The sequence below is a fragment of the Sphingomonas morindae genome (genome assembly GCF_023822065.1).
Taxonomy (GTDB): Bacteria; Pseudomonadota; Alphaproteobacteria; order Sphingomonadales; family Sphingomonadaceae; genus Solisphingomonas; species Solisphingomonas morindae.
Genome location: NZ_CP084930.1, coordinates 492579 through 517939 on the forward strand (window position 1 = coordinate 492579; position 25361 = coordinate 517939).

The window sequence follows — 25361 nt, forward strand, 5'->3', positions numbered from 1 at the left end:
GCGATCACAGCGTCACCGCTTGGCCACGCTTTCGGGCAGATCCTTGCCGAACACGCGCTGATAATATTCCGCCACGAGCCCGCGCTCGGCCTCGTCGCACTTGTTGAGGAAGCTCATCCGGAACGCCGTTCCGACATCGCCGAAGATCAGCGCGTTCTGCGCCCAGGAGATCACCGTGCGCGGGCTCATCACGGTCGAGATGTCGCCGGCGACGAAGCCGTTGCGGGTCAGCTCGGCGACCTTCACCATCCGCTCGACCGTCTGCTTGCCGTCGGGCTTGTCATATTCGCCGGACTTGGCGAGCACGATCCGCGCCTCGGTGGCGGCGGGCAGATAGTTGAGCGTGACGACGATGTTCCAGCGGTCCATCTGGCCCTGGTTGATCTGCTGGGTGCCGTGATACAGGCCCGTGGTATCGCCCAGGCCGACGGTGTTGGCGGTGGCGAACAGGCGGAACCAGGGATTGGCGCGCAGCACCCGGTTCTGATCCAGCAGGGTGAGCTTGCCCTCGGCCTCGAGCACGCGCTGGATCACGAACATCACGTCCGGCCGGCCGGCGTCATATTCGTCGAACACCAGCGCGGTCGGCGTCTGCAGCGCCCAGGGCAGCAGGCCCTCGCGGAATTCGGTGATCTGCTGGCCGTCGCGCAGCACGATCGCATCGCGCCCGATCAGATCGATCCGGCTGACATGCGCGTCCAGATTGATGCGGATGCACGGCCAGTTGAGCCGCGCCGCCACCTGCTCGATATGCGAGGATTTGCCGGTGCCGTGATAGCCCTGCACCATCACCCGCCGATTGTGCGCGAACCCGGCCAGGATGGCGATGGTCGTTTCCGGATCGAAGACATAGGCCGGATCGAGATCGGGCACGCGCTCATCGGCTTCGGAAAAGGCGGGCACTTCGAGATCGATGTCGATCCCGAACGTGTCGCGCACCGAAACCACCCGGTCGGGTGCGGACAGCAGCGTGGCCGAGCGCGCATCGGGCTGGGTATTGGCAATATCGGACATTCTTGCGTCTTTCCGAGTCAGGCGAAGGCGGGAGCGGATTTGAGCTGCGTATAGGCCGCGATCACGTCCTGCAAAGCCTGTTCGTGGCTGCGGTCGCCCCCGTTGCGATCGGGATGGTAGCGGCGGACAAGTTCGGCATAGCGGCTGCGCAACGCGCGGCGATCGGCATCGGGGCCGAGCCCCAGCGTCTCCAGCGACCGGCGATCCTCGCCCGAGAGCGGCTTGCCATCGGCGCGCGGCCGCTCGGCCGCGACCCGCGCCTTGAAGCGGGCGCCGATCGCATCCAGCGGATCGCTGAAATCGCCCCAGCGCGGCGGCAGATCGGCGCCGACATGGCTGAAGGCGCGGGTCTCGCGCTCCCAGCCGGCATAGGGCCGCTGCGCCTGGGCGATCGCATCGGGATCCATGCCCTCGAAGAAATTATAGCCGGCGTTGAACGCCCGCACATGATCCAGGCACAGCCAGCGCCACGCGCCGGGCTGATCCCGCTGGCCGCCGCGCACCGCCGGCGCCCTGAATTCGCCGGGCGCCTCGCACCCCGGCTCCTCGCACCGCCGGCCCGTCTCCACCCGCCCGTGGAAGCGCGGTCCGCTCCGTCTGCCGTCCCGTTCGCTCAAGGAAGCTCCCCGTTTTCAGAAAGGGCTTTATATAGGGCGCATGACCATCACCGCCACCGGACCGATCGCCCGCGAAATCACCGAGCGCCTGCAGAAAAGCCTGGCGCCGACACGGCTTGTCGTGCGCGACGAGAGCGAGAAGCATCGCGGCCATGCCGGCCATGACGCGCGCGGCGAAAGCCATTTCTTCGTGGAGATCGAGGCGCCGGGCTTCGCCGGCCTGTCGCGCGTGGCACGGCAGCGGCAGGTCAACGCCGCCCTCGCCGATCTTCTGGCCGAGCGCGTCCATGCGCTCGCCATCAAGGCGGTGGCGCCCGGCGAATGAGCGCGCGCCAGGCGCGGCCGGCTGCCCGCATCCTCCTCACCGATGCGGCGGGACGGGTGTTGCTCTTCCGCTTCACGCCGGAGGATCGGCCGCCCTTCTGGTGCACGCCGGGTGGCGCGCTGGATCCGGGCGAAACCTATGCCGAGGCGGCGCGCCGCGAGCTGCGCGAGGAGACCGGGCTGGATTGTCCCTGCGGGCCCGAGCTGTTCCGCCGCGAGGTGGAGTTCGTGACGCTGGAGGGCGTGCCGGTGCATGCCGACGAACGCTATTTCCGCGTGCGCTGCGACACGCTGGCGATCGACACCAGCGGCCATACCGCGCTGGAACGGCGCGTGATGGGCACGTGGCGCTGGTTCGATCCCGCCGAGCTGGAGACATTCCCCGAGCCGATCTTCCCGACCGATCTTGCCGCCATGCTTGATCGAGATTAATTCTCGGTGCGGGGCGGCTCGCGGGGCGTTGGCACGGCATGACCTATGCGCTTTGGTACTGGTCCGAGATCCCGGGCCGTGGCGAATTCGTGCGGCTCGCGCTGGAAGCGGGACGGATCCCCTATGAGGACAAGGCGCTGGCGCGCGACGACGTGGCGCTGATGCGCGATAGGGGCGGCCGTCGGCCCGAGCCCTTCGCCCCGCCCTATCTCGTCGCCGGCGACCTGGTGATCGCGCAGGTCGCGGCGATCCTCCTCTATCTTGGCGAGAGCCACGGGCTCGCCCCGGCGGATCCGCGCGGGCGGCTTTTGGCGCATCAGATCCAGCTCACCATCGCCGATTGCGTGACCGAGGCGCACGATACCCACCATCCGGTGGCGATGGGCGCCTATTACGAAGACCAGATCGCCGAAGCGGCGCGCCGCGCCGATGATTTCCGCACCGAGCGTCTGCCGAAATTTCTGGGCTGGTTCGAGCGGATGCTCGCGCGGAGCGACGGCCCCTGGCTGCTCGGCGCGGACTGGAGCTATGCCGATCTCTCGCTGTTCCAGCTGCTGGACGGGCTGCGCTTCGCCTTTCCGCTGCGCATGGAGCGGCTCGCCGGCGGGCATCCGCGGCTGACCGCGCTCCACGCCGCCGTGGCGGCGCTGCCGGTGCTCCAGCCTTATTTCAAATCGGGCCGCCGGCAGCCCTATGGCGACGGCATCTTCCGCCACTATCCCGAGCTAGACGCCGCCTGAACCCGCACGAAAAAGGGCGGCGGCCGCCTGGCCACCGCCCTTTTCATCGCATCGCGACGCGCCGATCAGGCGGCGACGCGGGCGTCCTCGGGCAGCGCGGCCTTGGCCTGCGCCACGATCGCCTTGAACACCTCGCCCTCATGCATCGCCATGTCGGCGAGCACCTTGCGGTCGAGATCGACACCGGCGAGCTTGAGGCCGTGCATGAACACGCCATAGGTCAGGCCCTCGGCGCGCACCGCGGCGTTGATGCGCTGGATCCAGAGCGCGCGGAACGAGCGCTTCTTCACCTTGCGATCGCGATAGGCGTATTGGCCGGCCTTCTCCACCGCCTGGCGGGCGATGCGGATGGTGTTCTTGCGGCGGCCATAATAGCCCTTGGCCGCATCCAGAATCCGGTTGTGCTTGGCGCGGGTGGTCGTACCCCGCTTCACGCGTGCCATGTGCTAAGCCCTCCTCAGTTCAGGCCGTAGGGGGCCCAGAGCTTGACCCGGGCGGTATCGGCCTCGGCAAGCACGGTGGTGCCGCGATTGGTACGGATATACTTGGAATTGTGCGAGATCAGCCGGTGGCGCTTGCCGGCCACGCCATGCTTCACCTTGCCGGTGGCGGTGAGCTTGAAGCGCTTCTTGACGCCGCTCTTGGTCTTGAGCTTGGGCATTTTCGACTCCTTCATGATGTCGATTGCGGACCTGCCACGGCAGCCCATACTGGCCGGGCCATCCCTCGATCGAAGCGCGGGCCTATAGGGATGTCGGGGGCTCCGCGCAAGCCTTGTCGGAACCCCGGCGCGGCCGGCGCCGTTCATCCGGCCATGGCCACAACCGCCCCCGCGCGCACGCCCGCGCCGCCGCCGCCCCCCGCCGCCCCCGCGCGCCGCTCCGGCGACGCGCCGATCGGCGTCGGGCTCGGCGTGCTCGCCTGCCTGCTCGGGCTGTTGATGCTGGCCTGGGTGGTGCTGTTCGTCACCAAGGGCCGCTTCCTGAAGCCCACCGCCGAGCGGCTGGCGAGCCGAATGCTGCAGCGGCAGGTCCGGATCGCGGGCGACTTCCAGCTCTATCTGGCGCCGATCAACGTCAAGTTCGTCGCCGACGGCCTCACCATCTCCAATCCGGGCTGGGCCAGCCGGCCCAATTTCCTCGAGGCCGCGCATATCGACACGCGCGTCTCCACCATCCGGCTGCTGTTCGGCGAGCGCCATGCCCGCTGGCTCAATCTCGATCGTGCCGCGGTCGATACCGAGTGGGACCAGGCGCATCTCCGCAATACCTGGACCTTCGGCGATCCCAACAAGAAGGGTGCGCCCTTCCAATGGCCGGTGATCGACCGCGCGACCGTGACGGGCACGACGCTGCGCTACCGCGATCCGCAGATGCAGATCACCACGGACCAGCGCTTCGACACCGTCCACTCGTCCGACACGCATATCGACGAGGCGATCCGCTTCCAGGGCGGCGGCACGCTGCGCGGCCAGCGCTTCACCAATGCGGGTGCGCTGCTTTCGCCGAACTCCACCGTGCGGCTCGGGCGCAACCGGCTTGAACTCCATGCCGATGCCGGCCCCACCCATGTCGATCTCAATGGCGTGCTGCCGGCGGCGACGCAGATCGAGGGATCGGACCTGCACCTCAAGGCGCGCGGCCCCAACATGCGGCTGATGTTCGATCTGCTCGGCATCGTCATCCCCGATACGCGCGCCTTCCGCTTCACCTCCGATCTTACCAAGGTCGGCCCCGAATGGCGCTTCACGCGCCTGGCCGGCCGGTTCGGCGACAGCGATCTCGCCGGCCGCATGACCGTGTCGGTGCCGGACGGCCGTCCGCGCATCAACGCGACGCTGGCGTCGCGCCAGGTCGACATTCTCGATGTCGGTCCGTTCATCGGCTATGCGCCCGAAACGCTGGCGAGCAAGGGCGCCACCGCCGCCGCCACCACACAATCGCGCCGCGATCATCCGCGCATCCTCCCCGATGCCCCGCTCCGCGCGGAGGCGCTCAAGCGCTTCGACGCGCATGTCGATTACAAGGTGGCGACGGTGCGCGCGCCCAATCTGCCCGTGTCGAACATCGCGCTCACGCTCGATCTCGACCATAATCTGCTCGCCCTGTCGCCGTTGACCATGGATCTGGCGGGCGGCCACCTCGCCTCCGACATCGCGCTCGACGCGCGCCAGCCGGCGGTGCGCACCAGCTACGACATCCGCCTCTCGCCGACACCGATGGGCCGGCTGCTGAAAGGCTTCGGCATCGATCAGCCGGGCACCACCGGCACCGTCAAGGCGCGGATCAAGATGGAGGGCACCGGCGATTCGGTGCGCAAGTCGCTGGCCAGCGCCAATGGCCGGATCGCGATCGCGCTGCCGGCCGGCACCTTCTTCACCAGCTATGCCCAGCTGTCCGAATTCGACATCGGCGTGTTCGTGCAGAAGCTGCTGCAGAACAAGCTCAAGCAGCCCATCCAGATCAATTGCGGCCTGATCGCCTTCACGGTGCGCGACGGGGTCGCCACCGCCGATCCCATCCTCATCGACACCAGCAAGAATGTGATGAGCGCAACCGGCGGCTTCAGCTTCAAGGATGAATCGCTCAACCTCACCTTCCGCGCGCGGGCGAAGAAATTCTCCGCCTTTTCGGGCCAGTCGCCGGTCGGCATCCGCGGCTATTTCGCGGCGCCCGCGCTCCAGATCGTGAGCCCGCAGCTGCTCGGCCGCGCCGGCGCGGCGGTCGCGCTGGGCGTGGTGGCGACCCCGCTGGCCTCGATCCTCGCCTTTGTCGATCCCGGCACCACGCCCGACACGGCCTGCGGCCCGGTGCTGGAAGGCGCGCATGCCTCGGCGATGCGGACGGAGAAGGGCAAGCCCGTGAAGGGCCTCGGCACCAAGGCCGAAAACCGCGAGGAAGCCGCCAAGCCGAAGAAGAAGTTCCTGGGGATCTTCTGAGCGGCGGCGGTGGCGCGGTTCAGCCCTCGAGCCGCGCGAGGATGGGCGCGAGCAGGCGCGGATCGCCGGCGGCAACCACGCGCCCGTCGCTGGCGGCGGTGAGTGGGGCGCCCTGCCAGTCGCGCATCACCCCGCCCGCGCCTTCCACCACCGGCACCAGCGCGGCGAAATCATAGAGTTTGAGATTGGCCTCGATCACCGCATCCAGCTGGCCGAGCGCGACCAGCCCGTAGTTATAGCAATCGCCGCCCCAGATCGCGTCCCGCGCGCCGGCGGCGACGCGGCCATAGGCATGCAGTTCGGCCTCGGCGAAGGCCTGGGGCGCGGTGCTGCCGATATGGGCATGGTCCAGCGTCGCGCAGTGCCGCGTCGACACCGGCATGGCGTTGAAGCGCGTGGGCTGGCCCCGCGCGCCCACCCAGCGCTCGCGCAGAATGGGCTGGTCGATCACGCCGAGCGCGGGCACGCCCTCCTCGACCAGCGCGATCAGCGTGCCGAACAGCGGCCGGCCGGTCACGAAGGCGCGGGTGCCGTCGATCGGATCGAGTACCCAGACCCGCCGCGCCTCGCCGCGCACCACACCATATTCCTCGCCGAAAATGCCATCCTCAGGCCGCTCGGCCTCGATCAGCGCGCGCATCGCCGCCTCGGCGGCGCGATCGGCGGCGGTGACGGGCGAATCGTCGCCCTTCTGCTCCATCGCGAACTCGGCGCGGAAAAAGGGGCGGATCGCGGCCCCGGCGGCATCGGCGAGGGCATGGGCGAGGCGGATATCGTCGGGGCTCATGGCCGCCTGCCTAGCAAGCTGCTACAGCCAGCGCCATGCGCCCCGCCATCATCCCCTGCCTGCGCTATGCCGATGCGCCCTCCGCCATCCTCTTTCTGTGCGATGCCTTCGGCTTCTTGCCGGCGGCGATCCATGGCGACGAGGAGGATCAGCAGATCATCTACCACGCCCAGCTGGTGCTGGGCGAGGCGATGGTGATGCTCGCCTCGGCCGAGGCGGACGACGAGGCGCAGGCGCTCTATGGCTGGCGCTCGCCCGAAGAGGCGGGCGGCGTGACGCAGACGCTCTATGTCGTGGTCGAGGATGTCGACGGCCATTGCGCCCGCGCCCGCGCGGCCGGGGCGCGCATCCTCAGCGAGCCGCACGACAATGAGGGCTATCCCGGGCGTGGCTATGACGCGGTCGATCCCGAGGGCCATGTCTGGAGCTTCGGCAGCTACGATCCCTTCGCGCCGCCGGTCGCCGACGCCTGAGCCGCCGGGCTCAGTCGAACAGCGACGAGACCGAGCTTTCGTCGGCGATCCGCTTGATCGCCTCGGCGAGCAGCGGCGCGATGGTGAGCTGGCGCACCTTGTCCGCCTCGGCGGCGCCTTCCGGCGCGGCGAGCGAATCGGTGACGACCAATTCGGTCAGCGCCGAGCCCTGGACCCGCGCGATCGCGCCGCCCGAGAGCACGCCATGGCTGACATAGGCGACCACATCCTCCGCCCCCGCCTCGCGCAGCGCCGCCGCCGCGTTGCACAACGTGCCCGCGGAATCGACGATATCGTCGACCAGGATGCAGAAGCGCCCCGCGACATCGCCGATGATGTTCATCACCTCCGACTCGCCCGGCCGCTCGCGGCGCTTGTCGACGATCGCGAGCGGCGCGTTGTCGAGCCGCTTGGACAAGGCACGGGCCCGCACCACGCCGCCGACATCGGGCGAGACGACCATCAGGTTGCGGCCCGCGAACCGCGCCTGGATATCGGCCGACATCACCGGCGCGGCATAGAGATTGTCGGTCGGTATGTCGAAAAAGCCCTGGATCTGGCCGGCATGGAGATCGACGGAGAGAACGCGGTCGGCGCCGGCGCCGGTGATCAGATTGGCCACGAGCTTGGCCGAGATCGGCGTGCGCGGGCCGGGTTTGCGATCCTGCCGGGCATAGCCGAAATAAGGGATGACCGCCGTGATGCGCCGCGCCGAGGCGCGCTTCAGCGCATCGATGCAGATCAGCAATTCCATGAGATTATCGTTGGTGGGAAAGCCCGTGGACTGGATGACGAACACATCCTCGCCGCGCACATTCTCGTGGATTTCCACGAAAATCTCTTCGTCCGCGAAGCGGCGGACGCTCGCGTTCGTGAGCGGCAGGTCGAGATAGTCGGCGATCGCCTGGGCGAGCGGGAGATTCGAGTTGCCCGACAGCAGTTTCATCGACGGCCCTTTCGCCCCCCGAGAGTCGCGGCGCGTCTAGCGAGCAAGCGAGGCCGTGCCAAGGTGGCGAGGCCGCGCTTGCCGCTTCCCCGCACCTCCATCCGGCTTTAGGGCGGCGGCATGAGCCTTGTCACCCGCTTCGCGCCGTCGCCGACCGGCCGCCTCCATGTCGGCAATATCCGCACCGCGCTGGTCTGTTGGCTGGCCGCCCGCGCCGAAGGCGGCCGCTTCCTGCTGCGGCTCGACGATACCGATCAGGCCCGCTCGAGCGAGGCGCATGTCAAGGCGATCCGCGCGGACCTCGCCTGGCTGGGGCTCCATCCCGATGGCGAGGTGCGGCAATCGGCGCGCGCGGCGCTGTACGAGGCCGCCTTCGATCGGCTGCGCGCGGCGGGGCGCGTCTATCCCGCCTATGAAAGCGAGCAGGAACTGGCGCTCAAGCGCAAGGTCGCGCTCGGGCGCGGCCTGCCGCCGCTCTACGATCGCGCGGCGCTGCGGCTGAGCGCGGCGGATCATGCCCGCTTCGCCGCCGAGGGCGTGGCGCCGCACTGGCGCTTCCGCCTCGATCCCGCGCCGATCGCCTGGGACGATCTGGTGCGCGGGCCCCAGCGGTTCGACGGCGCCGCCCTGTCCGATCCGGTGGTGCGGCGCGCCGATGGCAGCTGGCTCTATCTGCTGCCCAGCGTGATCGACGATGGCGAGATGGGCATCACCCATGTCGTGCGCGGCGAGGATCATGTCAGCAACACCGCGATCCAGCTGCAGATGTTCGAGGCGCTCGGGCTGGCGCTGCCGCGCTTCGCCCATATGGCGCTGCTGACCGGCGCCGACGGCAAATTGTCCAAGCGCAAGGATGCGGTGGGGATCGCCGCGCTGCGCGAGGCGGGGATCGAGCCGCAGACGCTGCTGGCGCTGCTGGCGCGGCTGGGCACCAGCGAGCCGGTGGTGCCGGTGGCGCGAATCGCCGATCTCGTGCCCGGCTTCGCCTTTGGCCAGTTGGGCCGCGCGCCCGCCCGCTTCGACCCGGCCGAGCTGGCGCAGCTCAACGCCAAGACCCTCCACCTGCTGCCCTATGAGATGGTGGCGGCGCGGCTGCCGGCGGATATGGACGCCGCCGGCTGGGCGGCGATCCGTCCCAATGTGGAACGGATCGAGGATGCCGCCGGCTGGTGGGCGATCGTCACCGCCGGCCCGGCGCCGGTGTCGCTCGACCCGGTCGATCGCGCCTTCTGCGCGCAGGCCGCCGACCTGGCGGCGGCGATCGGCTGGGACGAGGCGCCCTGGGCTGCGCTGACCGCGGCGCTCAAGACCGCCACCGGGCGCAAGGGACGATCGCTGTTCCTGCCGCTGCGGCTGGCGCTGACGGGGCGCGATCATGGCCCGGACATGGCCGCGCTGCTGCCGCTGATCGGCCGCGAGGCGAGCATCGCCCGGCTGCGCGCGGCGGGGATGACGGATGGCGCGGCCGCGCCTATCTAAGCGGCATGGCCCTTCCTCGCCCGTCTCGCCCGCTTGCCGCCTGGCAGGATTTCGTCGGCTTCCTCCGCTCGCGCGAGCGGCACGATTATATCGCCGCGCTGCTCGCCGTCGCGATCACCAGCTTCATCCTCTACGCCTTCTATCATGACAGCTATGCCGAGCGGCAGCCGCGCATCGTCTATGTCGAAAGCTGGCCGGCCACCCGCACCGACGCCGAGATCAAGCGCGACATCACCGCCGAGCAGGCCGCGCGCGATCGCGCCAAGGCCGAGCGCCAGGCGCAGTATAAGCGGCTGGCGGATCAGCTCGGCATTCGCTGAGCCCGACACGACAGCCACTCGAAATCGCGCCGCCGGCGCGCTAGGGGCAGGCCATGTTCACGGGCATCATCACCGATATCGGCACCATCGCGCATATCGAGCAGCGCGGCGATCTGCGCGTCACCATCGCGTCCGCCTATGACATGGAGACGGTGGCGCTGGGGGCCTCGATCGCCTGCTCGGGCGTGTGCCTGACGGTGGTGGACAAGGCGCCCGGCCGGTTCATGGTGGATGTCTCCGCCGAAACCGTCTCGCGCACCGCCAATCTTTGGCGCGAGGGGCGGCAGCTCAATCTCGAGCGCGCGCTCAGGCTGGGCGACGAGCTGGGCGGCCATATCGTCACCGGCCATGTCGATGGCGTCGGCACGGTGGTGGCGATCAGCCCGGACGGCGATTCGCAGCGCGTCTCGATCAAGGCGCCGCCCGCGCTCGCCCCCTATATCGCGGCCAAGGGCTCGATCGCGGTCGACGGCGTGTCGCTGACCGTCAACAGCGTCGAGGACGAGGCCGATGGCGCGCTGTTCGGCCTCAACATCATTCCCCACACCGCTGCCGAGACGACCTTCGCCGCGCTCACGCCCGGCGCCGAGGTCAATCTCGAGATCGACGTCCTGGCCCGCTATCTCGGCCGCATGGAGCAACTCCGCGCATGAGCGCCTCCCCGCTGCGCACGCCGCGCCACGCCTTTCTTTCCGCCGCCGAGGAGATCATCGAGGAGGCGCGCAACGGCCGCATGTTCATCCTCGTCGACGACGAGGACCGGGAGAATGAGGGGGATCTCGTCATCCCCGCGCAGATGGCGACGCCGACCGCGATCAATTTCATGGCGACGCACGGCCGCGGCCTGATCTGCCTCGCGCTCGGCAAGGAGCGCTGCGACCAGCTCGGGCTCGGGCTGATGAGCCGCAACAACGGCACGCGCCACGAGACCGCCTTCACCACCTCGATTGAGGCGCGCGACGGCGTAACCACGGGGATTTCCGCCGGCGATCGCGCGCGCACCATCGCGGTGGCGATCGATGCCGCCAAGGGACCGGAGCATATCGTCACCCCCGGCCATGTCTTTCCGCTGGTGGCGCGGCCGGGCGGCGTGCTGGTGCGCGCGGGCCATACCGAGGCGGCGGTCGACGTGGCGCGGCTGGCGGGGCTCAACCCGTCCGGCGTGATCTGCGAGATCATGAAGGACGACGGCACCATGGCGCGGCTCGACGATCTGGTCGGCTTCGCCCAGCGCCACGGCCTCAAGATCGGCACCATCCGCGATCTCATCGCCTATCGCCGCCGCCACGATCATCTTGTCGAGAAGGTGGGCGAGAAGCCGTTCCACTCGGATTATGGCGGCGATTGGCGGATCATCACCTATCGCAACAAGATCGACGGCAGCGAATCCCTGGTGTTGCAGAAGGGCCAGGTGGTGCCCGACACGCCGGCGCTGGTGCGCGTCCATCCCGTGTCGCTGCTGGGCGACATGCTGGGCGAGGCCGGCCCGCGCAAGCGGCTGCTCCAGCGCGCCATGGCCGAGATCGGCCGCGCCGGCAGCGGCATCATCGTGGTGCTGGGCGGCGGCGCCGACGGGCGGGTGGGCGCGATGCTGAGCAGCGACCGCGAGCCCGAAATGGATATCCGCTCCTACGGGATCGGCGCGCAGATCCTCACCGATCTCGGCGTGCACGACATGATCCTGCTCTCCAATTCCCACCACACGCTGATCGCGCTGGACGGCTATGGCCTCAATGTCGTCGAGGAACGGCCGATCCCCGCGGAGGAGCCCCGGTAATGGCCAACATCCTCATCGTCGAAGCGCGCTTCTACGGGCATCTCAACGATCTGCTGCTGGAAGGCGCGCGCGCGGCGCTGACCGCCGCGGGCCATCGCCACGAGACGATCACCGTGCCGGGCGCGCTCGAGATTCCGGGCGCGATCGCGCTGGCGGCGGACCAGTATGACGGCTTCGTCGCGCTCGGCGTGGTGATCCGGGGCGAGACCTATCATTTCGAGATCGTCGCCGGCGAGAGCGCGCGCGCGCTGATGGCGTTGACCCTGGACGGGCTGGCGATCGGCAACGGCATCCTCACGGTCGAAAACGAAGCGCAGGCGCTCGCCCGCGCGCGGCCCGACGAGAAGGACAAGGGCGGCGAGGCGGCCAAGGCGGCGCTGGCGATGCTGGCGCTCAGGGACCGCTTCGGCGCCTGAGCCCTCGGCCGGGGCGCGGCGCGGCATTGGCGCGCGCCCGCGCCGGGTGTAGGAGGCCGGCATGACCGCGCTCGACCTTCCCCTGCCCGCCGATCCCACGCTCGACGAGATGCGCGCCAGCCTCGGCCCGGCGATCGCGCGCGAGGCCGTGTTCGATGGCTGGAGCGAGGCCGCGCTCGCCAATGCCGCGCGCGCGCTAGGCCTTGATCCCGCGCATGCGCGCCTCGCCTTTCCCGATGGCGCGACGGGCATGATCGCCGCCTGGTACGACGCCATCGACGCCGCGCTGACGCGCGATTTCCCGCCCGAGCGCGTCGCCGCGATGAAGATACGCGATCGCATCGGCACGCTGGTGCGCGCGCGGCTGGACTATCTCCGGCCGCAGCGCCAGGCGGCGCGCGCGGCCGTGGCGCATCTGGCGCGGCCGGGCCAGATCGCGGCCGGCGCGCGGCTCGGCTGGCGCGCCGCCGACACCATGTGGCGGCTCGCCGGCGATACCGCGACCGACTTCAACCATTACAGCAAGCGCGCGACGCTGGCCGCCATCTATGCCGCGACGCTGCTCGTCTGGCTCGACGACGAGAGCGAGGGCGAGTCGGAAACGGCGGGCTTCCTCGCGCGGCGGCTGGCGGGCGTGATGCGCTTCGGCAAGATCAAGGCGCAACTCCTGCCCAGCGCCGAGCGCCGCTTCAGCCTGACCCGACTCGCCGGCCGGCTGCGCTATCCCGCGCTCTGAGACGAAGGTGGGGCGGCGGCGAATGCCACTGGCGTTCGACCGCCGCTACTGATAATAACTCGCACCCGCTTTCTTTCGGACATGTCGACGTGCGTCTCGATCAACTCCCCCTTCGCCGCCCCGCCCGCGTGCTGTCGATCGCCTGGGGCGAAATCGGCGACGCCGCCGCGCGCCGGCTCCGCGAGCTTGGCTTCGACGAGGGCGTGACCGTGGAGGCCATGCACGCCGCCCCCTTCGGCAAGGATCCGATCGCCTGCCGCGTCGGCCGCATGACGATCGCGCTGCGCCGCGCCCAGGCGCACGCCATTTCGGTCGAGACGATCGCCGCATGAACGCGGCGCCCATGGTGGCGCTGGTCGGCAATCCCAATGCCGGCAAGTCGGCGCTGTTCAACGCGCTGACGGGCGCGCGGCAGAAGGTCGGCAATTATCCGGGCGTCACGGTGGAGCGCAAGGCGGGGCGGATGAGCCTGGCCGATGGGCGGCCGGTCGAGCTGATCGACCTGCCCGGCACCTACAGCCTCGAGCCCGCGAGCCCCGACGAGCGCGTGACGCGCGACGTGGTGCTCGGCCGCCAGGAGGGCGAGCGGCTGCCCGCCGCGCTGGTGATCGTGGTGGATGCCGGCAATCTCGACAATCATCTCCGTTTCGCGCTCCAGCTGATCGATCTCGATCTGCCGATCGTGGTGGCGCTCAACATGATCGACATGGCCGAGCGCGACGGGCTGCGCATCGATGCCGATCGCCTCGCCGCCGAGCTTGGCGTGCCCGTGGTGGCGACGGTGGCGGTGCGCAAGCGCGGCATCGAGGCGCTCAAGGCCGCGATCGGCACGCTGGCAATGGAATCGGGCCGGCGCGCCGGCGGGGTCCGCACGCCGCCGCCCAGCGATCTCGCCGCCCTGCAGAAGCGCGCCCGCGCGATCGCCCGCGCCGCCACGCACGAAACCAGCGGCGCGCGCCGGCGCAGCCAGCAGATCGACGCGGTGGCGCTGCATCCGCTGTTCGGGCCGCTGCTGCTCGCCGCCATCCTGTTCGTCGTCTTCCAGGCGGTGTTCGCCTGGGCGCAGGCGCCGATGGACGCGATCGACGCGGGCTTCGCCGCGCTCGGCTCCTGGGTGGACACGCATCTGCCGCCCGGCTTCGTGCGCGATCTCCTGTCGCAGGGGGTGATCAAGGGGGTCGGCGCGGTCATCGTCTTCCTGCCGCAAATCCTGATCCTGTTCGGCTTCATCCTCCTGCTGGAGGCGAGCGGCTATATGGTGCGCGCCGCCTTCATGATGGACCGGCTGATGGCGCGCGTGGGCCTGTCCGGCCGCGCCTTCATCCCGCTGCTGTCGAGCTTCGCCTGCGCCGTGCCCGGCATCATGGCGACGCGCACGATCGACGATCCCAAGGACCGGCTCACCACCATCCTGATCGCGCCGCTCACCACCTGCTCGGCGCGGCTGCCCGTCTATACGCTGATCATCGGCGCCTTCATCCCGGCGCGCGCGGTGCTGCCCGGGATCGGGCTGCAGGGGCTGGTGCTGTTCGCGCTCTACGCGGCCGGCGTGGCGGGCGCCCTGGTCGCCGCGCTGATCCTGCGCCGCACCGTGACGCGCGGGCCGAGCCCCGGCTTCCTCATGGAGATGCCGCGCTACCAGCTGCCCTCGGTGCGCGATCTGGGGATCGGCCTGTGGACGCGCGCCACCATCTTCCTCAAGCGCGCGGGCACGATCATCCTCGCCTCCAACGTCGCCCTGTGGGTGCTGGCCAGCTATCCCCAGGCGCCGGCGGGGATGAAGCAGAGCGAATATTCGATCGCGGGCCGCATCGCCTCGGCGATCGAGCTGGTGGTGCGGCCGATCGGCTTCAACCACGAGATCGCGCTGGCTCTGCCGCCCGCCATGGCGGCGCGCGAGGTGGCGGTGTCGGCGCTGGCGACCGTCTATGCGATCGACGCCGACAGCACCGACGAGACCCGTACCGACGCCGCGCTGGGCGTGCGGATGCAGGCGAGCTGGCCGCTGCCCACCGCGCTCGCCTTCCTCGCCTGGTTCGTGTTCGCGCCGCAATGTCTCTCGACCATCGCGGTGACGCGCCGCGAGACCAATGGCTGGCGCTGGCCGGCCTTCATGGTTGCCTATCTGTTCTGCCTTGCCTACCTTGCCGCGGGCGCGACTTTCTGGTTAGCCACCGCGCTCGGATTATAAGGAGACGCGGGCATGGCCGGCAGTGTGAACAAGGTGATCCTGGTCGGCAATCTCGGCCGCGATCCCGAATCGCGCAGCTTCCAGAATGGCGGCAAGGTGGTGAACCTGCGCATCGCCACCTCGGAAAGCTGGAAGGACCGCCAAAGCGGCGAGCGCCGCGAGAAGACCGAGTGGCACTCGGTCGCCATCTTCAACGAAGGCCTCGCCAACACCGCCGAGCGCTATCTGCGCAAGGGCTCGAAAGTCTATATCGAGGGCCAGCTTCAGACGCGCAAATGGCAGGGCCAGGACGGCCAGGATCGCTACAGCACCGAAATCGTGCTGCAAGGCTTCAACGGCCAGATGGTGATGCTGGACGGCCCCGGCGGCGGCGCGGGTGGCGGCGGCGGCGGTGGCGGCGGCCGCGATTTCGGCGGCGATGACGAGTTCGGCGGCGGCTATGGCGGCGGCGGCGGCGGTGGTGGCGGCTTCGGCGGCGGCCAGCGCGGCGGCGGCGCCACGGGCGCAAGCGGCGGCAACCGCCCCTCCAGCGCCTTCGACACCGACCTCGACGACGACGTGCCCTTCTGATCGGTCGATCCGGGCCCGTCGCGCGTCCGATGCGGAGGCGCGACGGGCCGGAGCGGCCGGCCCCGGCTCAGGCGCCGTGCAGGGTGCGCCCGAACAGCGCCAGCAGCCACTGCATCGCCTGGAGGAACAGCGCCGGATCGTAGCGCGGGCCCTCGTCGCGCAGAAAGGCATGGGCGGCGTTCACCTCGTGCCATTCGTAGAGCGCGCCCGTTTCCTCCAGCCGCGCGCGGATCGCCTCGCGGCCGGCAAAGGGCACGTGCGGATCCTGCCGCCCCCAGACGAACAGCGTTTCGGCCTTGAGCGCGTCCATCCGCGCCAGACTGTCATCCGCGCGGCCCGCGCCGAGCGTGCCGGAATGGATGTCGGTCGCGTAGAAGCAGGCGGCGGCGCGCACCCGGGGGTTGAGCGCGGCCCGATAGGCGAGATGGCCGCCCAGGCACACGCCCATGGTGGCGAGCGCGCCCGTGCAGGCGGGATGCGCGCCGAGCCAGGCCAGAGCGGCGCGCGCATCCTCATCATAGGCGGCGATCGGCTTGGTGAACTTCAGCGCATTGCCGCGATCCGTGCCGGCCTGGTCGTAGCGCAGCACCGTGCCGGGCGCCTCGTATTCATGATAGACCTCGGGCACGCCGACGACATAGCCCTGGCCCGCCACCATCGCCGCCAGCCGCCGGATCGGATCGGTGACCTGGTAGATCTCCGAGAAGAGCAGCACGCCGGGGAAGCGCCCCGGCACGGCCGGGCGGAAGAGGTGGATGCGCATGGCACCGCCGCCCGCCACCGGCACATCGGCCCATTCGTCGCTCTGGATGATCATGATCGCCTCCGCTCGCTCAGGACTTGCCGAGGCCCTTGAGCATGGCGAAGGGGCTCGCCGCCTGGCGCGCCGCCTCGGCCTCCTCCTCGGTGAGGATGCCGGCCTCGCGCAGCGCGGCCTCGGCGCCGGGCGCGCGCGGGAAGGGATCGAGCGCGAGCGCGAAGCCCTGCGCCGCCGCCTCGCCCAGATCCACCGCGCCGCCCTCATAGCCGATCTCGTCCAGCGCATCGCTGTCGAGCTCGATCTCGTCGCCTTCGGGCGCGGCGGTGGCGGCGGGAACGAAGCGCAGCAGCAGCGCCTCGTCGACCACGGCCGGCACGGGCGCGCCGGTGGCGACGCAGGCCTGGGCGCCGGCGCCGCGCACGCGCCCTTCCACCAGCACCCGCTCGCCCTCGCGGCGCAGCGTCGCCTCCGCCGAGAGCCGATCGATGGCGAGCAGGCCGAAGCGCTCGGCCAGCGCCGCCCGCTCCTCCGCCGTAGCCTCGATCGTCACCGCGCGCGGGCCGCCGCCCAGCGTGTCGAGCCGGTACAGGCGGGAAAATTCACTCTGCGTCATTCCAATCTCCCTGCCAGCAGGCCGGCCAGCGTCTGCCGGTCCAGCCCCGCCATGATCGCCTGCAACCGCGCCGCCACCCACAGGCTCGCCTCGGGCGGCACCGCCGCGCCGCGATGGATGTTGCGCGCCACCGCGCCGGCGAGATCGCCATCGCCGAGCCCGGCGCGAAACGCCTCCATCCGGCCGCCGAGCTGGCTCATCATCCGGCCGACATGCTTGCCCACCATGAGATCGCCCACGCCGCGCTCGCGCAGCTGCGCGTCCATATCGGCGATGAACAGCTCGGCCAGCCGCGCGGCGGGCTCGCGGCCGGGCGCGCCGGCGGCCTCCAGCCGCAGCAGCGCCAGCGCCACCAGCGAGGAGAGCATGTCGAACCGGCCATCGGCGGTGTCGGGCACCGCGCCGGTGCGGTACCAGTCCGGCTGGCGGGCCGCCGCGACCAGCGCCGCATAAAGCGGGCGGAGCGGCGCGACCAGCGCGTCGCCGCCGCCGAACAAGCGTTTCCAGAAGGTCATGCCGCGATCCGCTCCCTCGCTGCGGCCACCCGCGCGGGCGCGGTGGGCGCCGCCGCGCCGCCCTTGTGTGCGCGGCACGCCCGGCATATTGAGCGGTTGTACCGCCGATGCAAGGTGCCGGCGCGAGGAGAATGGTTTGATGACAGGTAAGCCGGCCCGCGCGGCGGCGGTGGTGGCGGCGATGGCGGTGGCGGTGACGCTGCCCGGCTGCGCCCGCATCCGGGGCCATCAGGGCTATGTCATGGATACGGCGCTGCTCGCGGCCGTTCAGCCGGGCGTGGACAATCGCGAATCGGTGCAGCGCATGCTCGGCAATCCCAGCCTCCAGGGCGAGTTCGATCCCAGCACCTGGTATTATGTCTCCCGCACCACGGACCAATTCTCCTTCGGCCTGCCCCGCCCCGTGCGCCAGACGACGGTGGCGGTGCATTTCGACAAGGCGGGCACGGTGGACCGGGTGGATCGCTCCGGCCTGGATCGCGTCGTCTCGATCAACCCGGTCGGCGACAAGACGCCCACGCTGGGCCGCAAGCGCGGCCTGTTCCAGGAGCTGTTCGGGAATATCGGCGCGGTCGGCAGCACCGGCCTGAACGCGCCCACCGCCGATAACCCCAACAGCAGATCGACGCCCTGATCCAAGGGCATGCGCAGCATAGAGGATCCGGCCCGCGAGGCCGCGCGGCTCGCCGCCCTGCACCGGCTGGATCTGCTGGATAGCCCCGCCGAAGCCGAATTCGACGATCTGGTGGCGCTCGCCCGCGCGGCGACCGGCGCGGAGATCGCGCTGGTCAGCCTGATCGATGCCGATCGGCAGTGGTTCAAGGCGCGCAGCGGCCTCACGGTCAGCGAGACGCCGCGCTCGGCGGCCTTTTGCGATCATGCCGTGCGCGCCGCCGCCGCGCTGGTGGTGCCCGACGCCGCCGCCGATGCGCGCTTCGCCGACAATCCGCTGGTGCTGGGCGCGCCCTTCATCCGCTTCTATGCGGGCGCGCCGATCTTCACGCCCGATGGCCATGCGATCGGCACGGTCTGCGCGATCGATTCCCGCCCGCGCCAGGATTTCCGCGGCCTGCCCGCGCTGGAGGCGCTGGCCCGGCAGGCGAGCGCGCTGATCGAGCTGCGCCGGCTCTCGCACCGCGACGCGCAGCAGCGCGACGCGCTCGCCCGCGAGCTGGACCGGCTCTGGACCCTGGCGCACGATCTCATCCTGCTCTGCGATCTCGAAGGCCGGGTGATCGCCGCCAACCCCGCCTGGGCCGAGGTGTTCGGCGCCATCCCGGCCGACGCGCCGATCTTCATGCGCGACTTCCTCGTCGACCCGGCGCAGCGGCCGCGGCTGGAGGGGATTGCGGACGGCACCGCCTTTCCGATCACGCTCGATTATCGCGGCCATGACGGCATGGTGCGGACGATCAGCTGGACGCTGCGCCGCGAGGGCGCGATGATCTACGCCATCGGCCGCGACGATACCGCGCTGCGCGCCGCCGAGCGCGAACTGGTGCAGGCGCAGCGGATGGAATCGCTCGGCCAGCTCACCGGCGGCATCGCGCACGACTTCAACAATCTGCTGACGATCGTCATCGGCAATCTCGATATCGCGCGGCGGCGGCTGGCGGGCGGCGATCTCGGCCGGGTGGAGCGCGCGCTGGGCGAGGCCGGCGAGGGCGCGGCGCGCGCCGCCACGCTGACGCAGCGGCTGCTCGCCTTTGCGCGGCGCCAGCGGCTGGCGCCGCGCGCCATCGCGCCGGCGGTGCTGCTCGCCGATATGCGCCCGCTGATCGAGCGCGCCATTCTCGAGACGGCGACGCTCGACATGGTGGTGGAGGATGGCGCCTGGCCGATTCAGGCCGATGCCGGCCAGCTCGAAAACTCGATCCTCAACCTTGCCGTCAACGCGCGCGACGCGATGGCCGGGCTGGGACCGGTGGCGCGGCTGACGATCGGCGCCGCCAACCAGCATGTCGGCGGCGAGGAGGCGGCGCGGCACGGCGTCGCGCCGGGCGATTATCTGCGCATCACCGTGGCCGACACGGGCGCCGGCATGACGCGCGAGGTGCTGGAGCGGGCCTTCGAGCCCTTCTTCACCACCAAGGGCATCGGCCGGGGCACCGGGCTGGGCCTCAGCCAGGTGGACGGCTTTGTCCGCCAGTCGGGCGGCTTCGTCACCATCGACACCACACCCGGCGCGGGCACGCTGGTGCATCTCTGGCTGCCGCGCAGCCCGGTCGCGCCCGATCCCGCCGCCCCGCCCCCGTCGCAGGCGGCCGCGCAGGGCGAGGCGCCGCGCGGCCTGTGCGTGATGGTGGTGGAGGATAATGATTCGCTCCGCCAGCTCGCGGTCGAGACGCTGCGCGACGCGGGCTATCGCGTGATCGAGGCGCATGACGGCCGCGCCGCCCTGTCGCTGTTCAAGCGGCAGGCGGTGCCGCCGACGCTGGTGCTGTCCGACGTGATGATGCCGGGCCTGGACGGTTTCAGCCTCGCCGAGGAAATCCGCCGGCGCGCGCCCGCCACCGAGGTTGTGCTGATGAGCGGCTATGCCGGCGTGGACGGGCCGCAGCCCGCCGCCGAGCGGGTGGCGCTGACCAAGCCCTTCACCCCGGCCGATCTGCTCGCCTGCGTGCGCGCCGCGCTCGCCGGCAAGACGGTGCCGCCCGCGCCGCTGACGGGCGTGCCGCAGGGCTGAGCCCCGCGCCGCGCCGGCGCCGCCGGCGCGCGCTCAGCCGGCGATCCCCGCCGCCGCCAGCACCGCCAGCGTGACGAGATCGGAGGCGGTCGATGTCATCGAGGCGATCTGCACGGGGTGGCTCATATTCACGAGCATCGGCCCGATCACCGTCTCTCCGCCCAATTCCTTGAGCAGCTTGACCGAGAGATTGCCGGATTGCAGCCCCGGCATCACCAGCACATTGGCGGGCCCGGACAGGCGGCTGAACGGATAATGTTTGGTCATGGCCGGGTTGAGCGCGACGTCCGGCGCCATTTCGCCCTCATATTCGAAATCGACGCCGCGCGCGTCGAGCGTCGCCACCGCCGCGCGGATATGATCGAGCCACTCGCCCGGCGGATTGCCGAAATTGGAATAGGAGAGGAAGGCGACGCGCGGCTCCTGGCCCATGCGCCGCGCCACCGCCGCCGTCTGTTCCGCGATGTCTGCAAGCTGCGCCGGGCTCGGCCGTTCGATGACCGTGGTATCGGCCATGAACACCGAATGGTTGCGGCCCACCGCGAGATGGATGCCGAAGGGCGTGTGGCCGGGCGCGGGCGCGATCACCCGGCCGACCTCGTTCAGCGTCTGCCGGAAATGGCGGGTGACACCGGTGATCATCACGTCGGCCTCGCCCATTTCCAGCAGCAGGGCGCCGAAGATGTTGCGATCGCGGTTGACCATCCGCTCCACGTCGCGGCGCATGAAGCCCTGCCGCTGGAGCCGCGCATAGAGCCGCTCCACCATGTCGGGCACCAGCGGCGAGATGCGGCTGTTGTGCAGCTCGAAGCTGTCCGGATCGGCGACGCCGAGCTTGGCGAGCCGCTCGTGCACATCGTCGCGGCCGACCAGCACCGGCACGCCATAGCCGCCCTCCTTGAAGGCGATCGCCGCGCGCAGCACCACCTCCTCCTCGGCCTCGGCGAAGAGCACGCGCTTGGGCGCGGCGCGCGCCTGTTCATAGACCGAGGTGAGCACGGCGGTGACGGGGTTGAGCCGCGCCTTCAGTCGCTCGCGATAGGCGCCCATGTCGTGGATCGGCTTGCGGGCGACGCCGCTGTCCATCGCCGCCTGGGCGACGGCGGCGGGCACCACCTCCATCAGCCGGGGATCGAACGGGGTCGGGATGATGTAATCGGCGCCGAAGCTGTGCTGCCGGCCATAGGCGACCGCCACCTCCTCCGGCACCTGGCTGCGCGCCAGCGCCGCCAGCGCGCGCGCGGCGGCGACCTTCATCTCCTCGTTGATGGTCGTCGCGCGGACATCCAGCGCGCCCCGGAAGATGAAGGGGAAGCCGAGCACATTGTTGACCTGGTTCGGATAGTCCGAACGGCCGGTGGCGATGATCGCATCCGGCGCGGCGGCCAGCGCATCGGCCGGGGTGATTTCCGGATCGGGATTGGCCATGGCGAAGATGATCGGCCGGGGCGCCATGCTGCGCACCATCTCGGGTGTCAGCGCGCCGGCGACCGAGAGGCCGAAAAACACGTCCGCGCCGGCGATCGCCTCGGCCAGGGTGCGCGCGGAGGTTTCCACCGCATGGGCCGATTTCCACTGGTTCATGCCCTGCTCGCGGCCCTTGTAGATCACCCCCTTGCTATCGCAGAGGATGACATTGTCCGGCCGCACGCCGAGCGCCTTGGCAAGCTCGGTGCAGGAGATGGAGGCCGCGCCCGCGCCGTTCACCACCATCTTGATATCGGCGAGATCGCGGCCGGTGAGATGGGCGGCGTTGAGCAGGCCGGCGGCGGAGATGATCGCGGTGCCGTGCTGATCATCGTGGAAGACCGGGATGTTCATCCGCTCGCGCAGCGTCTGCTCGATGACGAAGCATTCGGGCGCCTTGATGTCTTCGAGGTTGATGCCGCCGAAGCTCGGCTCCATCAGCTCGACCGCGGCGATGAAGCGATCGACATCCTCGGTGGCAAGCTCGAGATCGATCGAATCGATATCGGCGAAGCGCTTGAACAGCACCGCCTTGCCTTCCATCACCGGCTTGGAGGCGAGCGCGCCGAGATTGCCCAGCCCGAGAATGGCGGTGCCATTGCTGATCACCGCCACCAGATTGCCCTTGGCGGTGTAATCATAGGCGGTGCTGGGATCGGCGGCGATCGCCTTGACCGGCACCGCCACGCCCGGCGAATAGGCGAGCGCGAGATCGCGCTGCGTCGCCATCGGCTTGCTCGCCACGATCTCGATCTTGCCGGGGCGTCCGGTGGAATGGAACAGCAGCGCCTCGCGATCGGCCGTTTCCAGGCGCTCCGTCATTCCCGTCTCTCCCCTTTTGCCGGCCCTGACCGGCCGTTCGTGTTTATGTTAGCGTTCCCACGCCGCGCCGCAAAGCCGCGTCGCGGCCGAACCGTCATCGGCCGCATTCGATCTGCCGCGCGCCGCCCAAACTGTGTAACGGCAGGCTGTGACCCAGACCGCTCCGCACACGCCGATGATGGCGCAATACCACGCGCTCAAGGCGCAGGCGTCCGATTGCCTGCTTTTCTACCGTATGGGCGATTTTTTCGAGCTGTTCCACGAGGACGCGACGATCGCCGCGCAATGCCTGGATATTGCGCTGACCGCGCGGGGCGACGGCATTCCGATGTGCGGCGTGCCGATCCATGCCGCCGATGCCTATCTCGCCCGGCTGATCCGCGCGGGCCATCGCGTCGCCGTGGCGGAGCAGGTGGAGACGCCGGAGCAGGCGAAGAAGCGCGGCGGATCCAAGGCGCTGGTGGAACGCAGGATCATCCGGCTGGTGACGGCGGGCACGCTGACCGAGGAGGCGCTGCTCGATTCGCGCGCCGCCAACTGGCTCGTCGCGCTCGCCGAGCAGGGGCAGCAGATCGGCCTCGCCGCCGCCGACATCTCGACCGGGCGCTTCGAGTTGGCGAGCGTGGCGCGCGCGGCGCTGGACGCGGAGCTGGCGCGGCTCGGCCCCTCGGAGATCGTCGTCGCGGAGGGCGCGACGCTGGCCGGGGTGGAGCAGCCGCGCGGCGATTTCGCGGCGGCGGCGGGCGAGCGGCGGCTCAAGGCGCGCTTCGGCGTGGCGAGCCTGGACGGCTTCGGCCAGTTCGACGCGGCGGCGCTGGCGGCGGCGGGCGGGCTGCTCGCCTATCTCGAGCGGACCGCGCAGGGCGCGGCCACCTTCCTCCAGCCGCCGCTGCCGCGCACCGCCGAGGATCACATGGCGATCGACGCCGCCACGCGCGACAGCCTCGAGCTGACCCGCACCCAGACGGGCGAGCGCAAGGGCAGTCTGCTCGACGCGGTGGACCGCACCGTGACGGGCGCGGGCGCGCGGCTGCTGGCGGCCGATCTCGCCGCGCCGCTCAACGCCGCCGACCGGATCGAGGCGCGGCTGGCGCTGGTCGGCTGGCTGGCGGCGGAGGGCGGCGCGCGCGAGGGGCTGCGCGGCGCCCTGCGCGCGCTTCCCGATATCGGCCGGGCGCTGGGCCGGCTCGTCGCCGGGCGCGGCTCGCCCCGCGATCTCGGCCAGCTGCGCGACGGGCTGGGGGCGGCGCGCCTCGTGCATGACCGGCTCGCCGCGCTGGCCGATCCGCCGCCGCTGCTCGCCACGCTGCTGCCGGCGCTGCGCGGCCATGGCGCGCTGGTGGAGGAGCTGCGCCGCGCGCTGGTGCCGACGCCGCCGATCGAGGCGGCGCAGGGCGGCTTCATCGCCGACGGCTTCGACCCGGCGCTCGACGATCTGCGCGCGCTGAGCCAGGATGGCCGCCGGGCGATCGCCGCGCTCGAGGCGCGGTATCGCGAGCAGACGGGCATCGCCGCGCTCAAGATCCGCCACAATGGCGTGCTCGGCTATCATGTCGAGGTGGCGGCGCGCCATGCGGACGCGCTGATGGCGGCCGATAGCGGCTTCACCCATCGCCAGACGCTGGCGGGGGTGGTGCGCTTCAACGCGCCCGACCTGCACGAGGCGGCGCTGAAGGTGGCGCAGGCCGGCGCGCATGCGCTGGTGGCCGAGCAGGCGCATCTGGAGGCGCTGACCCAAGCCGCGCTCGATCGCCGCGACGCGATCTGCGCCACCGCCGACGCGCTCGCGCGGCTCGACGTGGCGGCCGGGCTGGCCGAGCGCGCGGTGGAGGGCGGCTGGTGCCGGCCGACCCTGCTGCCCTTTCCCTGTTTCGAGATCGAGGGCGGCCGCCATCCGGTGGTGGAGGCGGCGGTGGCGCGCGCCGGCGAGCGCTTCGTCGCCAATGACTGCCTGCTCACCGAGGAGTCGCGCCTCTGGCTCGTCACCGGGCCGAACATGGGCGGCAAATCCACCTTTCTCCGGCAGAATGCGCTAATCGCGGTGCTGGCCCAGGCGGGCAGCTTCGTGCCGGCCGCCACCGCCCGGCTGGGGCTGGTGGACCGCCTGTTCAGCCGGGTCGGCGCGTCGGACAATCTGGCGCGGGGGCGCTCCACCTTCATGGTGGAGATGATCGAGACGGCCGCCATCCTCGCCCAGGCGACGCCGCGCAGCTTCGTGATCCTCGACGAGGTCGGGCGCGGCACCTCGACCTATGACGGGCTGGCGATCGCCTGGGCAGTGGTGGAGGCGGTGCACGAGACCAATCGCTGCCGCTGCCTCTTCGCCACCCATTATCACGAACTCACGCGGCTGGCGGGGCGGCTCGACGCGCTCAGCCTCCACCATGTCCGCGCGACCGAGTGGAAGGGCGATCTGGTGCTGCTCCACGAGGTGGCGCAGGGCGCGGCCGATCGCAGCTACGGGCTGGCGGTGGCGCGGCTGGCGGGGCTGCCGCGGCCGGTGCTGGCGCGCGCCAAGGAGGTGCTCGCCCGGCTGGAGAAGGGCCGCGACCGCACCGGCGGCCTCGCGGCGGGGCTGGACGAGCTGCCGCTCTTCGCCGCGCTGGCCGAGCGCGAGACGGCGGCGCGCCCCGATCCGCTGCGCGCCGCGCTGGCCGAGATCGACGCCGACGCGCTGAGCCCGCGCGACGCGCTGGACGCGCTCTACCGGCTCAAGACGCTGGCCGCCGAGGGCTGAG

At 70.7% G+C, this 25361-nt stretch carries 27 protein-coding genes; 17 read left to right on the top strand and 10 right to left on the bottom strand.

The genetic code is table 11. From position 1 onward, the window contains the following. Positions 1 to 12 precede the first annotated feature (12 nt). Positions 13 to 1014, bottom strand: a complete 1002-nt coding sequence (gene cobS / locus LHA26_RS02370) for a cobaltochelatase subunit CobS (protein WP_252167159.1) — start codon at positions 1012 to 1014, stop codon at positions 13 to 15. 17 nt (positions 1015 to 1031) lie between these two features. Then, positions 1032 to 1631 (bottom strand): J domain-containing protein, encoded by a 600-nt coding sequence (locus LHA26_RS02375; RefSeq protein WP_252167160.1) that lies wholly within the window; start codon positions 1629 to 1631, stop codon positions 1032 to 1034. A gap of 40 nt (positions 1632 to 1671) precedes the next feature. Between LHA26_RS02375 and LHA26_RS02380 the strand changes: the two genes are divergently transcribed. The 3 genes from LHA26_RS02380 to LHA26_RS02390 are packed head-to-tail and all read left to right on the top strand — an operon-like array spanning position 1672 to position 3127. Next, positions 1672 to 1956, top strand: a complete 285-nt coding sequence (locus LHA26_RS02380; protein ID WP_252167161.1) for a BolA family protein — start codon at positions 1672 to 1674, stop codon at positions 1954 to 1956. Then, entirely contained in the window at positions 1953 to 2387 is a 435-nt protein-coding gene (locus tag LHA26_RS02385; RefSeq protein ID WP_252167162.1) for an NUDIX hydrolase, read from the top strand. Before LHA26_RS02380 ends, LHA26_RS02385 begins: the two co-directional genes overlap by 4 nt. A gap of 38 nt (positions 2388 to 2425) precedes the next feature. Further along, positions 2426 to 3127 (top strand): glutathione S-transferase, encoded by a 702-nt coding sequence (locus LHA26_RS02390; RefSeq protein ID WP_252167163.1) that lies wholly within the window; start codon positions 2426 to 2428, stop codon positions 3125 to 3127. 65 nt (positions 3128 to 3192) lie between these two features. Here LHA26_RS02390 and rplT read toward each other — a convergent pair whose 3' ends face one another. Together rplT and rpmI are read right to left on the bottom strand one after the other, a co-directional pair. Beyond that, a complete protein-coding gene (rplT, locus tag LHA26_RS02395; RefSeq protein ID WP_252167164.1) occupies positions 3193 to 3570 on the bottom strand; it encodes a 50S ribosomal protein L20 in 378 nt (125 codons plus the stop codon). Between the two features lie 14 nt (positions 3571 to 3584). Beyond that, positions 3585 to 3788 carry a 50S ribosomal protein L35 gene (gene rpmI / locus LHA26_RS02400; protein WP_012048647.1) on the bottom strand — a complete coding sequence of 68 codons (204 nt, stop codon included), beginning with the start codon at positions 3786 to 3788 and terminating at the stop codon, positions 3585 to 3587. 153 nt (positions 3789 to 3941) lie between these two features. Here rpmI and LHA26_RS02405 point away from each other — a divergent pair, with 153 nt between their 5' ends. Beyond that, the gene (locus tag LHA26_RS02405) at positions 3942 to 6065 is read left to right on the top strand and encodes an AsmA family protein (RefSeq protein ID WP_252167165.1); all 2124 of its coding nucleotides are present in this window, start codon (positions 3942 to 3944) and stop codon (positions 6063 to 6065) included. Positions 6066 to 6084: 19 nt separating this feature from the next. Here the strand turns inward: LHA26_RS02405 and hisN are convergent, their stop codons facing one another. Further along, the gene (hisN, locus tag LHA26_RS02410; RefSeq protein ID WP_252167166.1) at positions 6085 to 6852 is read right to left on the bottom strand and encodes a histidinol-phosphatase; all 768 of its coding nucleotides are present in this window, start codon (positions 6850 to 6852) and stop codon (positions 6085 to 6087) included. A 35-nt stretch (positions 6853 to 6887) separates the two neighbouring features. Between hisN and LHA26_RS02415 the strand changes: the two genes are divergently transcribed. After that, a complete protein-coding gene (locus LHA26_RS02415) occupies positions 6888 to 7325 on the top strand; it encodes a VOC family protein (protein ID WP_252167167.1) in 438 nt (145 codons plus the stop codon). A 10-nt stretch (positions 7326 to 7335) separates the two neighbouring features. On the opposite strand, the gene LHA26_RS02420 is transcribed toward LHA26_RS02415, so the two are convergent. After that, complete coding sequence (locus LHA26_RS02420; protein ID WP_252167168.1) at positions 7336 to 8271, bottom strand: ribose-phosphate pyrophosphokinase; 936 nt, start codon at positions 8269 to 8271, stop codon at positions 7336 to 7338. Between the two features lie 120 nt (positions 8272 to 8391). Between LHA26_RS02420 and LHA26_RS02425 the strand changes: the two genes are divergently transcribed. The 9 genes from LHA26_RS02425 (at position 8392) to ssb (ending at position 15760) form a co-directional block, all read left to right on the top strand. After that, positions 8392 to 9750 (top strand): glutamate--tRNA ligase, encoded by a 1359-nt coding sequence (locus LHA26_RS02425; protein ID WP_252167169.1) that lies wholly within the window; start codon positions 8392 to 8394, stop codon positions 9748 to 9750. A gap of 5 nt (positions 9751 to 9755) precedes the next feature. Further along, positions 9756 to 10070, top strand: a complete 315-nt coding sequence (locus LHA26_RS02430; protein ID WP_252167170.1) for a hypothetical protein — start codon at positions 9756 to 9758, stop codon at positions 10068 to 10070. Between the two features lie 53 nt (positions 10071 to 10123). Beyond that, complete coding sequence (locus LHA26_RS02435) at positions 10124 to 10723, top strand: riboflavin synthase (RefSeq protein WP_252167171.1); 600 nt, start codon at positions 10124 to 10126, stop codon at positions 10721 to 10723. Next, on the top strand, positions 10720 to 11847 hold the full coding sequence (gene ribB, locus LHA26_RS02440) for a 3,4-dihydroxy-2-butanone-4-phosphate synthase (RefSeq protein WP_252167172.1): 1128 nt from the start codon (positions 10720 to 10722) through the stop codon (positions 11845 to 11847). The genes LHA26_RS02435 and ribB overlap by 4 nt, the downstream gene beginning before the upstream one ends. Then, positions 11847 to 12263: a 6,7-dimethyl-8-ribityllumazine synthase gene (gene ribH / locus LHA26_RS02445; protein ID WP_252167173.1), complete on the top strand. Its 417-nt coding sequence runs from the start codon at positions 11847 to 11849 to the stop codon at positions 12261 to 12263. Before ribB ends, ribH begins: the two co-directional genes overlap by 1 nt. A 61-nt stretch (positions 12264 to 12324) precedes the next feature. Continuing rightward, on the top strand, positions 12325 to 12999 hold the full coding sequence (locus tag LHA26_RS02450; protein WP_252167174.1) for a COQ9 family protein: 675 nt from the start codon (positions 12325 to 12327) through the stop codon (positions 12997 to 12999). A gap of 89 nt (positions 13000 to 13088) precedes the next feature. Beyond that, entirely contained in the window at positions 13089 to 13331 is a 243-nt protein-coding gene (locus LHA26_RS02455; protein WP_252167175.1) for a FeoA family protein, read from the top strand. Next, entirely contained in the window at positions 13328 to 15190 is a 1863-nt protein-coding gene (gene feoB / locus LHA26_RS02460) for a ferrous iron transporter B (RefSeq protein ID WP_252167176.1), read from the top strand. Before LHA26_RS02455 ends, feoB begins: the two co-directional genes overlap by 4 nt. 12 nt (positions 15191 to 15202) lie before the next feature. Beyond that, positions 15203 to 15760: a single-stranded DNA-binding protein gene (gene ssb, locus LHA26_RS02465; protein ID WP_252167177.1), complete on the top strand. Its 558-nt coding sequence runs from the start codon at positions 15203 to 15205 to the stop codon at positions 15758 to 15760. A gap of 67 nt (positions 15761 to 15827) precedes the next feature. Here the strand turns inward: ssb and LHA26_RS02470 are convergent, their stop codons facing one another. The 3 genes from LHA26_RS02470 to LHA26_RS02480 are packed head-to-tail and all read right to left on the bottom strand — an operon-like array spanning position 15828 to position 17648. Continuing rightward, a complete protein-coding gene (locus LHA26_RS02470; RefSeq protein WP_252167178.1) occupies positions 15828 to 16577 on the bottom strand; it encodes a dienelactone hydrolase family protein in 750 nt (249 codons plus the stop codon). Between the two features lie 16 nt (positions 16578 to 16593). Beyond that, positions 16594 to 17133, bottom strand: a complete 540-nt coding sequence (locus LHA26_RS02475; protein ID WP_252167179.1) for a YceD family protein — start codon at positions 17131 to 17133, stop codon at positions 16594 to 16596. Beyond that, positions 17130 to 17648 (bottom strand): ubiquinol-cytochrome C chaperone family protein, encoded by a 519-nt coding sequence (locus LHA26_RS02480; protein WP_252167180.1) that lies wholly within the window; start codon positions 17646 to 17648, stop codon positions 17130 to 17132. Before LHA26_RS02480 ends, LHA26_RS02475 begins: the two co-directional genes overlap by 4 nt. A 139-nt stretch (positions 17649 to 17787) precedes the next feature. On the opposite strand from LHA26_RS02480, the gene LHA26_RS02485 reads away from it, so the two are divergent. Continuing rightward, positions 17788 to 18282, top strand: coding sequence for an outer membrane protein assembly factor BamE (locus LHA26_RS02485; RefSeq protein WP_252167181.1), 495 nt, complete (start codon positions 17788 to 17790; stop codon positions 18280 to 18282). A gap of 9 nt (positions 18283 to 18291) precedes the next feature. Then, positions 18292 to 20334, top strand: a complete 2043-nt coding sequence (locus tag LHA26_RS02490; RefSeq protein ID WP_252167182.1) for a response regulator — start codon at positions 18292 to 18294, stop codon at positions 20332 to 20334. Positions 20335 to 20367: 33 nt separating this feature from the next. Here the strand turns inward: LHA26_RS02490 and LHA26_RS02495 are convergent, their stop codons facing one another. Then, positions 20368 to 22623 (bottom strand): NADP-dependent malic enzyme, encoded by a 2256-nt coding sequence (locus tag LHA26_RS02495; protein ID WP_252167183.1) that lies wholly within the window; start codon positions 22621 to 22623, stop codon positions 20368 to 20370. 175 nt (positions 22624 to 22798) lie between these two features. Here LHA26_RS02495 and mutS point away from each other — a divergent pair, with 175 nt between their 5' ends. Continuing rightward, positions 22799 to 25360 (top strand): DNA mismatch repair protein MutS, encoded by a 2562-nt coding sequence (mutS, locus tag LHA26_RS02500; protein WP_252168272.1) that lies wholly within the window; start codon positions 22799 to 22801, stop codon positions 25358 to 25360. Position 25361 lies beyond the last annotated feature (1 nt).

Coding starts and splice junctions, on each gene's coding strand:
- cobS (WP_252167159.1), bottom strand. CDS start 1,014: ATGTCCGATATTGCCAATACCCAGCCCGATGCGCGCTCGGCCACGCTG.
- LHA26_RS02380 (WP_252167161.1), top strand. CDS start 1,672: ATGACCATCACCGCCACCGGACCGATCGCCCGCGAAATCACCGAGCGC.
- LHA26_RS02385 (WP_252167162.1), top strand. CDS start 1,953: ATGAGCGCGCGCCAGGCGCGGCCGGCTGCCCGCATCCTCCTCACCGAT.
- LHA26_RS02390 (WP_252167163.1), top strand. CDS start 2,426: ATGACCTATGCGCTTTGGTACTGGTCCGAGATCCCGGGCCGTGGCGAA.
- rplT (WP_252167164.1), bottom strand. CDS start 3,570: ATGGCACGCGTGAAGCGGGGTACGACCACCCGCGCCAAGCACAACCGG.
- rpmI (WP_012048647.1), bottom strand. CDS start 3,788: ATGCCCAAGCTCAAGACCAAGAGCGGCGTCAAGAAGCGCTTCAAGCTC.
- LHA26_RS02405 (WP_252167165.1), top strand. CDS start 3,942: ATGGCCACAACCGCCCCCGCGCGCACGCCCGCGCCGCCGCCGCCCCCC.
- hisN (WP_252167166.1), bottom strand. CDS start 6,852: ATGAGCCCCGACGATATCCGCCTCGCCCATGCCCTCGCCGATGCCGCC.
- LHA26_RS02415 (WP_252167167.1), top strand. CDS start 6,888: ATGCGCCCCGCCATCATCCCCTGCCTGCGCTATGCCGATGCGCCCTCC.
- LHA26_RS02420 (WP_252167168.1), bottom strand. CDS start 8,271: ATGAAACTGCTGTCGGGCAACTCGAATCTCCCGCTCGCCCAGGCGATC.
- LHA26_RS02425 (WP_252167169.1), top strand. CDS start 8,392: ATGAGCCTTGTCACCCGCTTCGCGCCGTCGCCGACCGGCCGCCTCCAT.
- LHA26_RS02430 (WP_252167170.1), top strand. CDS start 9,756: ATGGCCCTTCCTCGCCCGTCTCGCCCGCTTGCCGCCTGGCAGGATTTC.
- LHA26_RS02435 (WP_252167171.1), top strand. CDS start 10,124: ATGTTCACGGGCATCATCACCGATATCGGCACCATCGCGCATATCGAG.
- ribB (WP_252167172.1), top strand. CDS start 10,720: ATGAGCGCCTCCCCGCTGCGCACGCCGCGCCACGCCTTTCTTTCCGCC.
- ribH (WP_252167173.1), top strand. CDS start 11,847: ATGGCCAACATCCTCATCGTCGAAGCGCGCTTCTACGGGCATCTCAAC.
- LHA26_RS02450 (WP_252167174.1), top strand. CDS start 12,325: ATGACCGCGCTCGACCTTCCCCTGCCCGCCGATCCCACGCTCGACGAG.
- feoB (WP_252167176.1), top strand. CDS start 13,328: ATGAACGCGGCGCCCATGGTGGCGCTGGTCGGCAATCCCAATGCCGGC.
- ssb (WP_252167177.1), top strand. CDS start 15,203: ATGGCCGGCAGTGTGAACAAGGTGATCCTGGTCGGCAATCTCGGCCGC.
- LHA26_RS02470 (WP_252167178.1), bottom strand. CDS start 16,577: ATGATCATCCAGAGCGACGAATGGGCCGATGTGCCGGTGGCGGGCGGC.
- LHA26_RS02475 (WP_252167179.1), bottom strand. CDS start 17,133: ATGACGCAGAGTGAATTTTCCCGCCTGTACCGGCTCGACACGCTGGGC.
- LHA26_RS02480 (WP_252167180.1), bottom strand. CDS start 17,648: ATGACCTTCTGGAAACGCTTGTTCGGCGGCGGCGACGCGCTGGTCGCG.
- LHA26_RS02485 (WP_252167181.1), top strand. CDS start 17,788: ATGACAGGTAAGCCGGCCCGCGCGGCGGCGGTGGTGGCGGCGATGGCG.
- LHA26_RS02490 (WP_252167182.1), top strand. CDS start 18,292: ATGCGCAGCATAGAGGATCCGGCCCGCGAGGCCGCGCGGCTCGCCGCC.
- LHA26_RS02495 (WP_252167183.1), bottom strand. CDS start 22,623: ATGACGGAGCGCCTGGAAACGGCCGATCGCGAGGCGCTGCTGTTCCAT.
- mutS (WP_252168272.1), top strand. CDS start 22,799: ATGATGGCGCAATACCACGCGCTCAAGGCGCAGGCGTCCGATTGCCTG.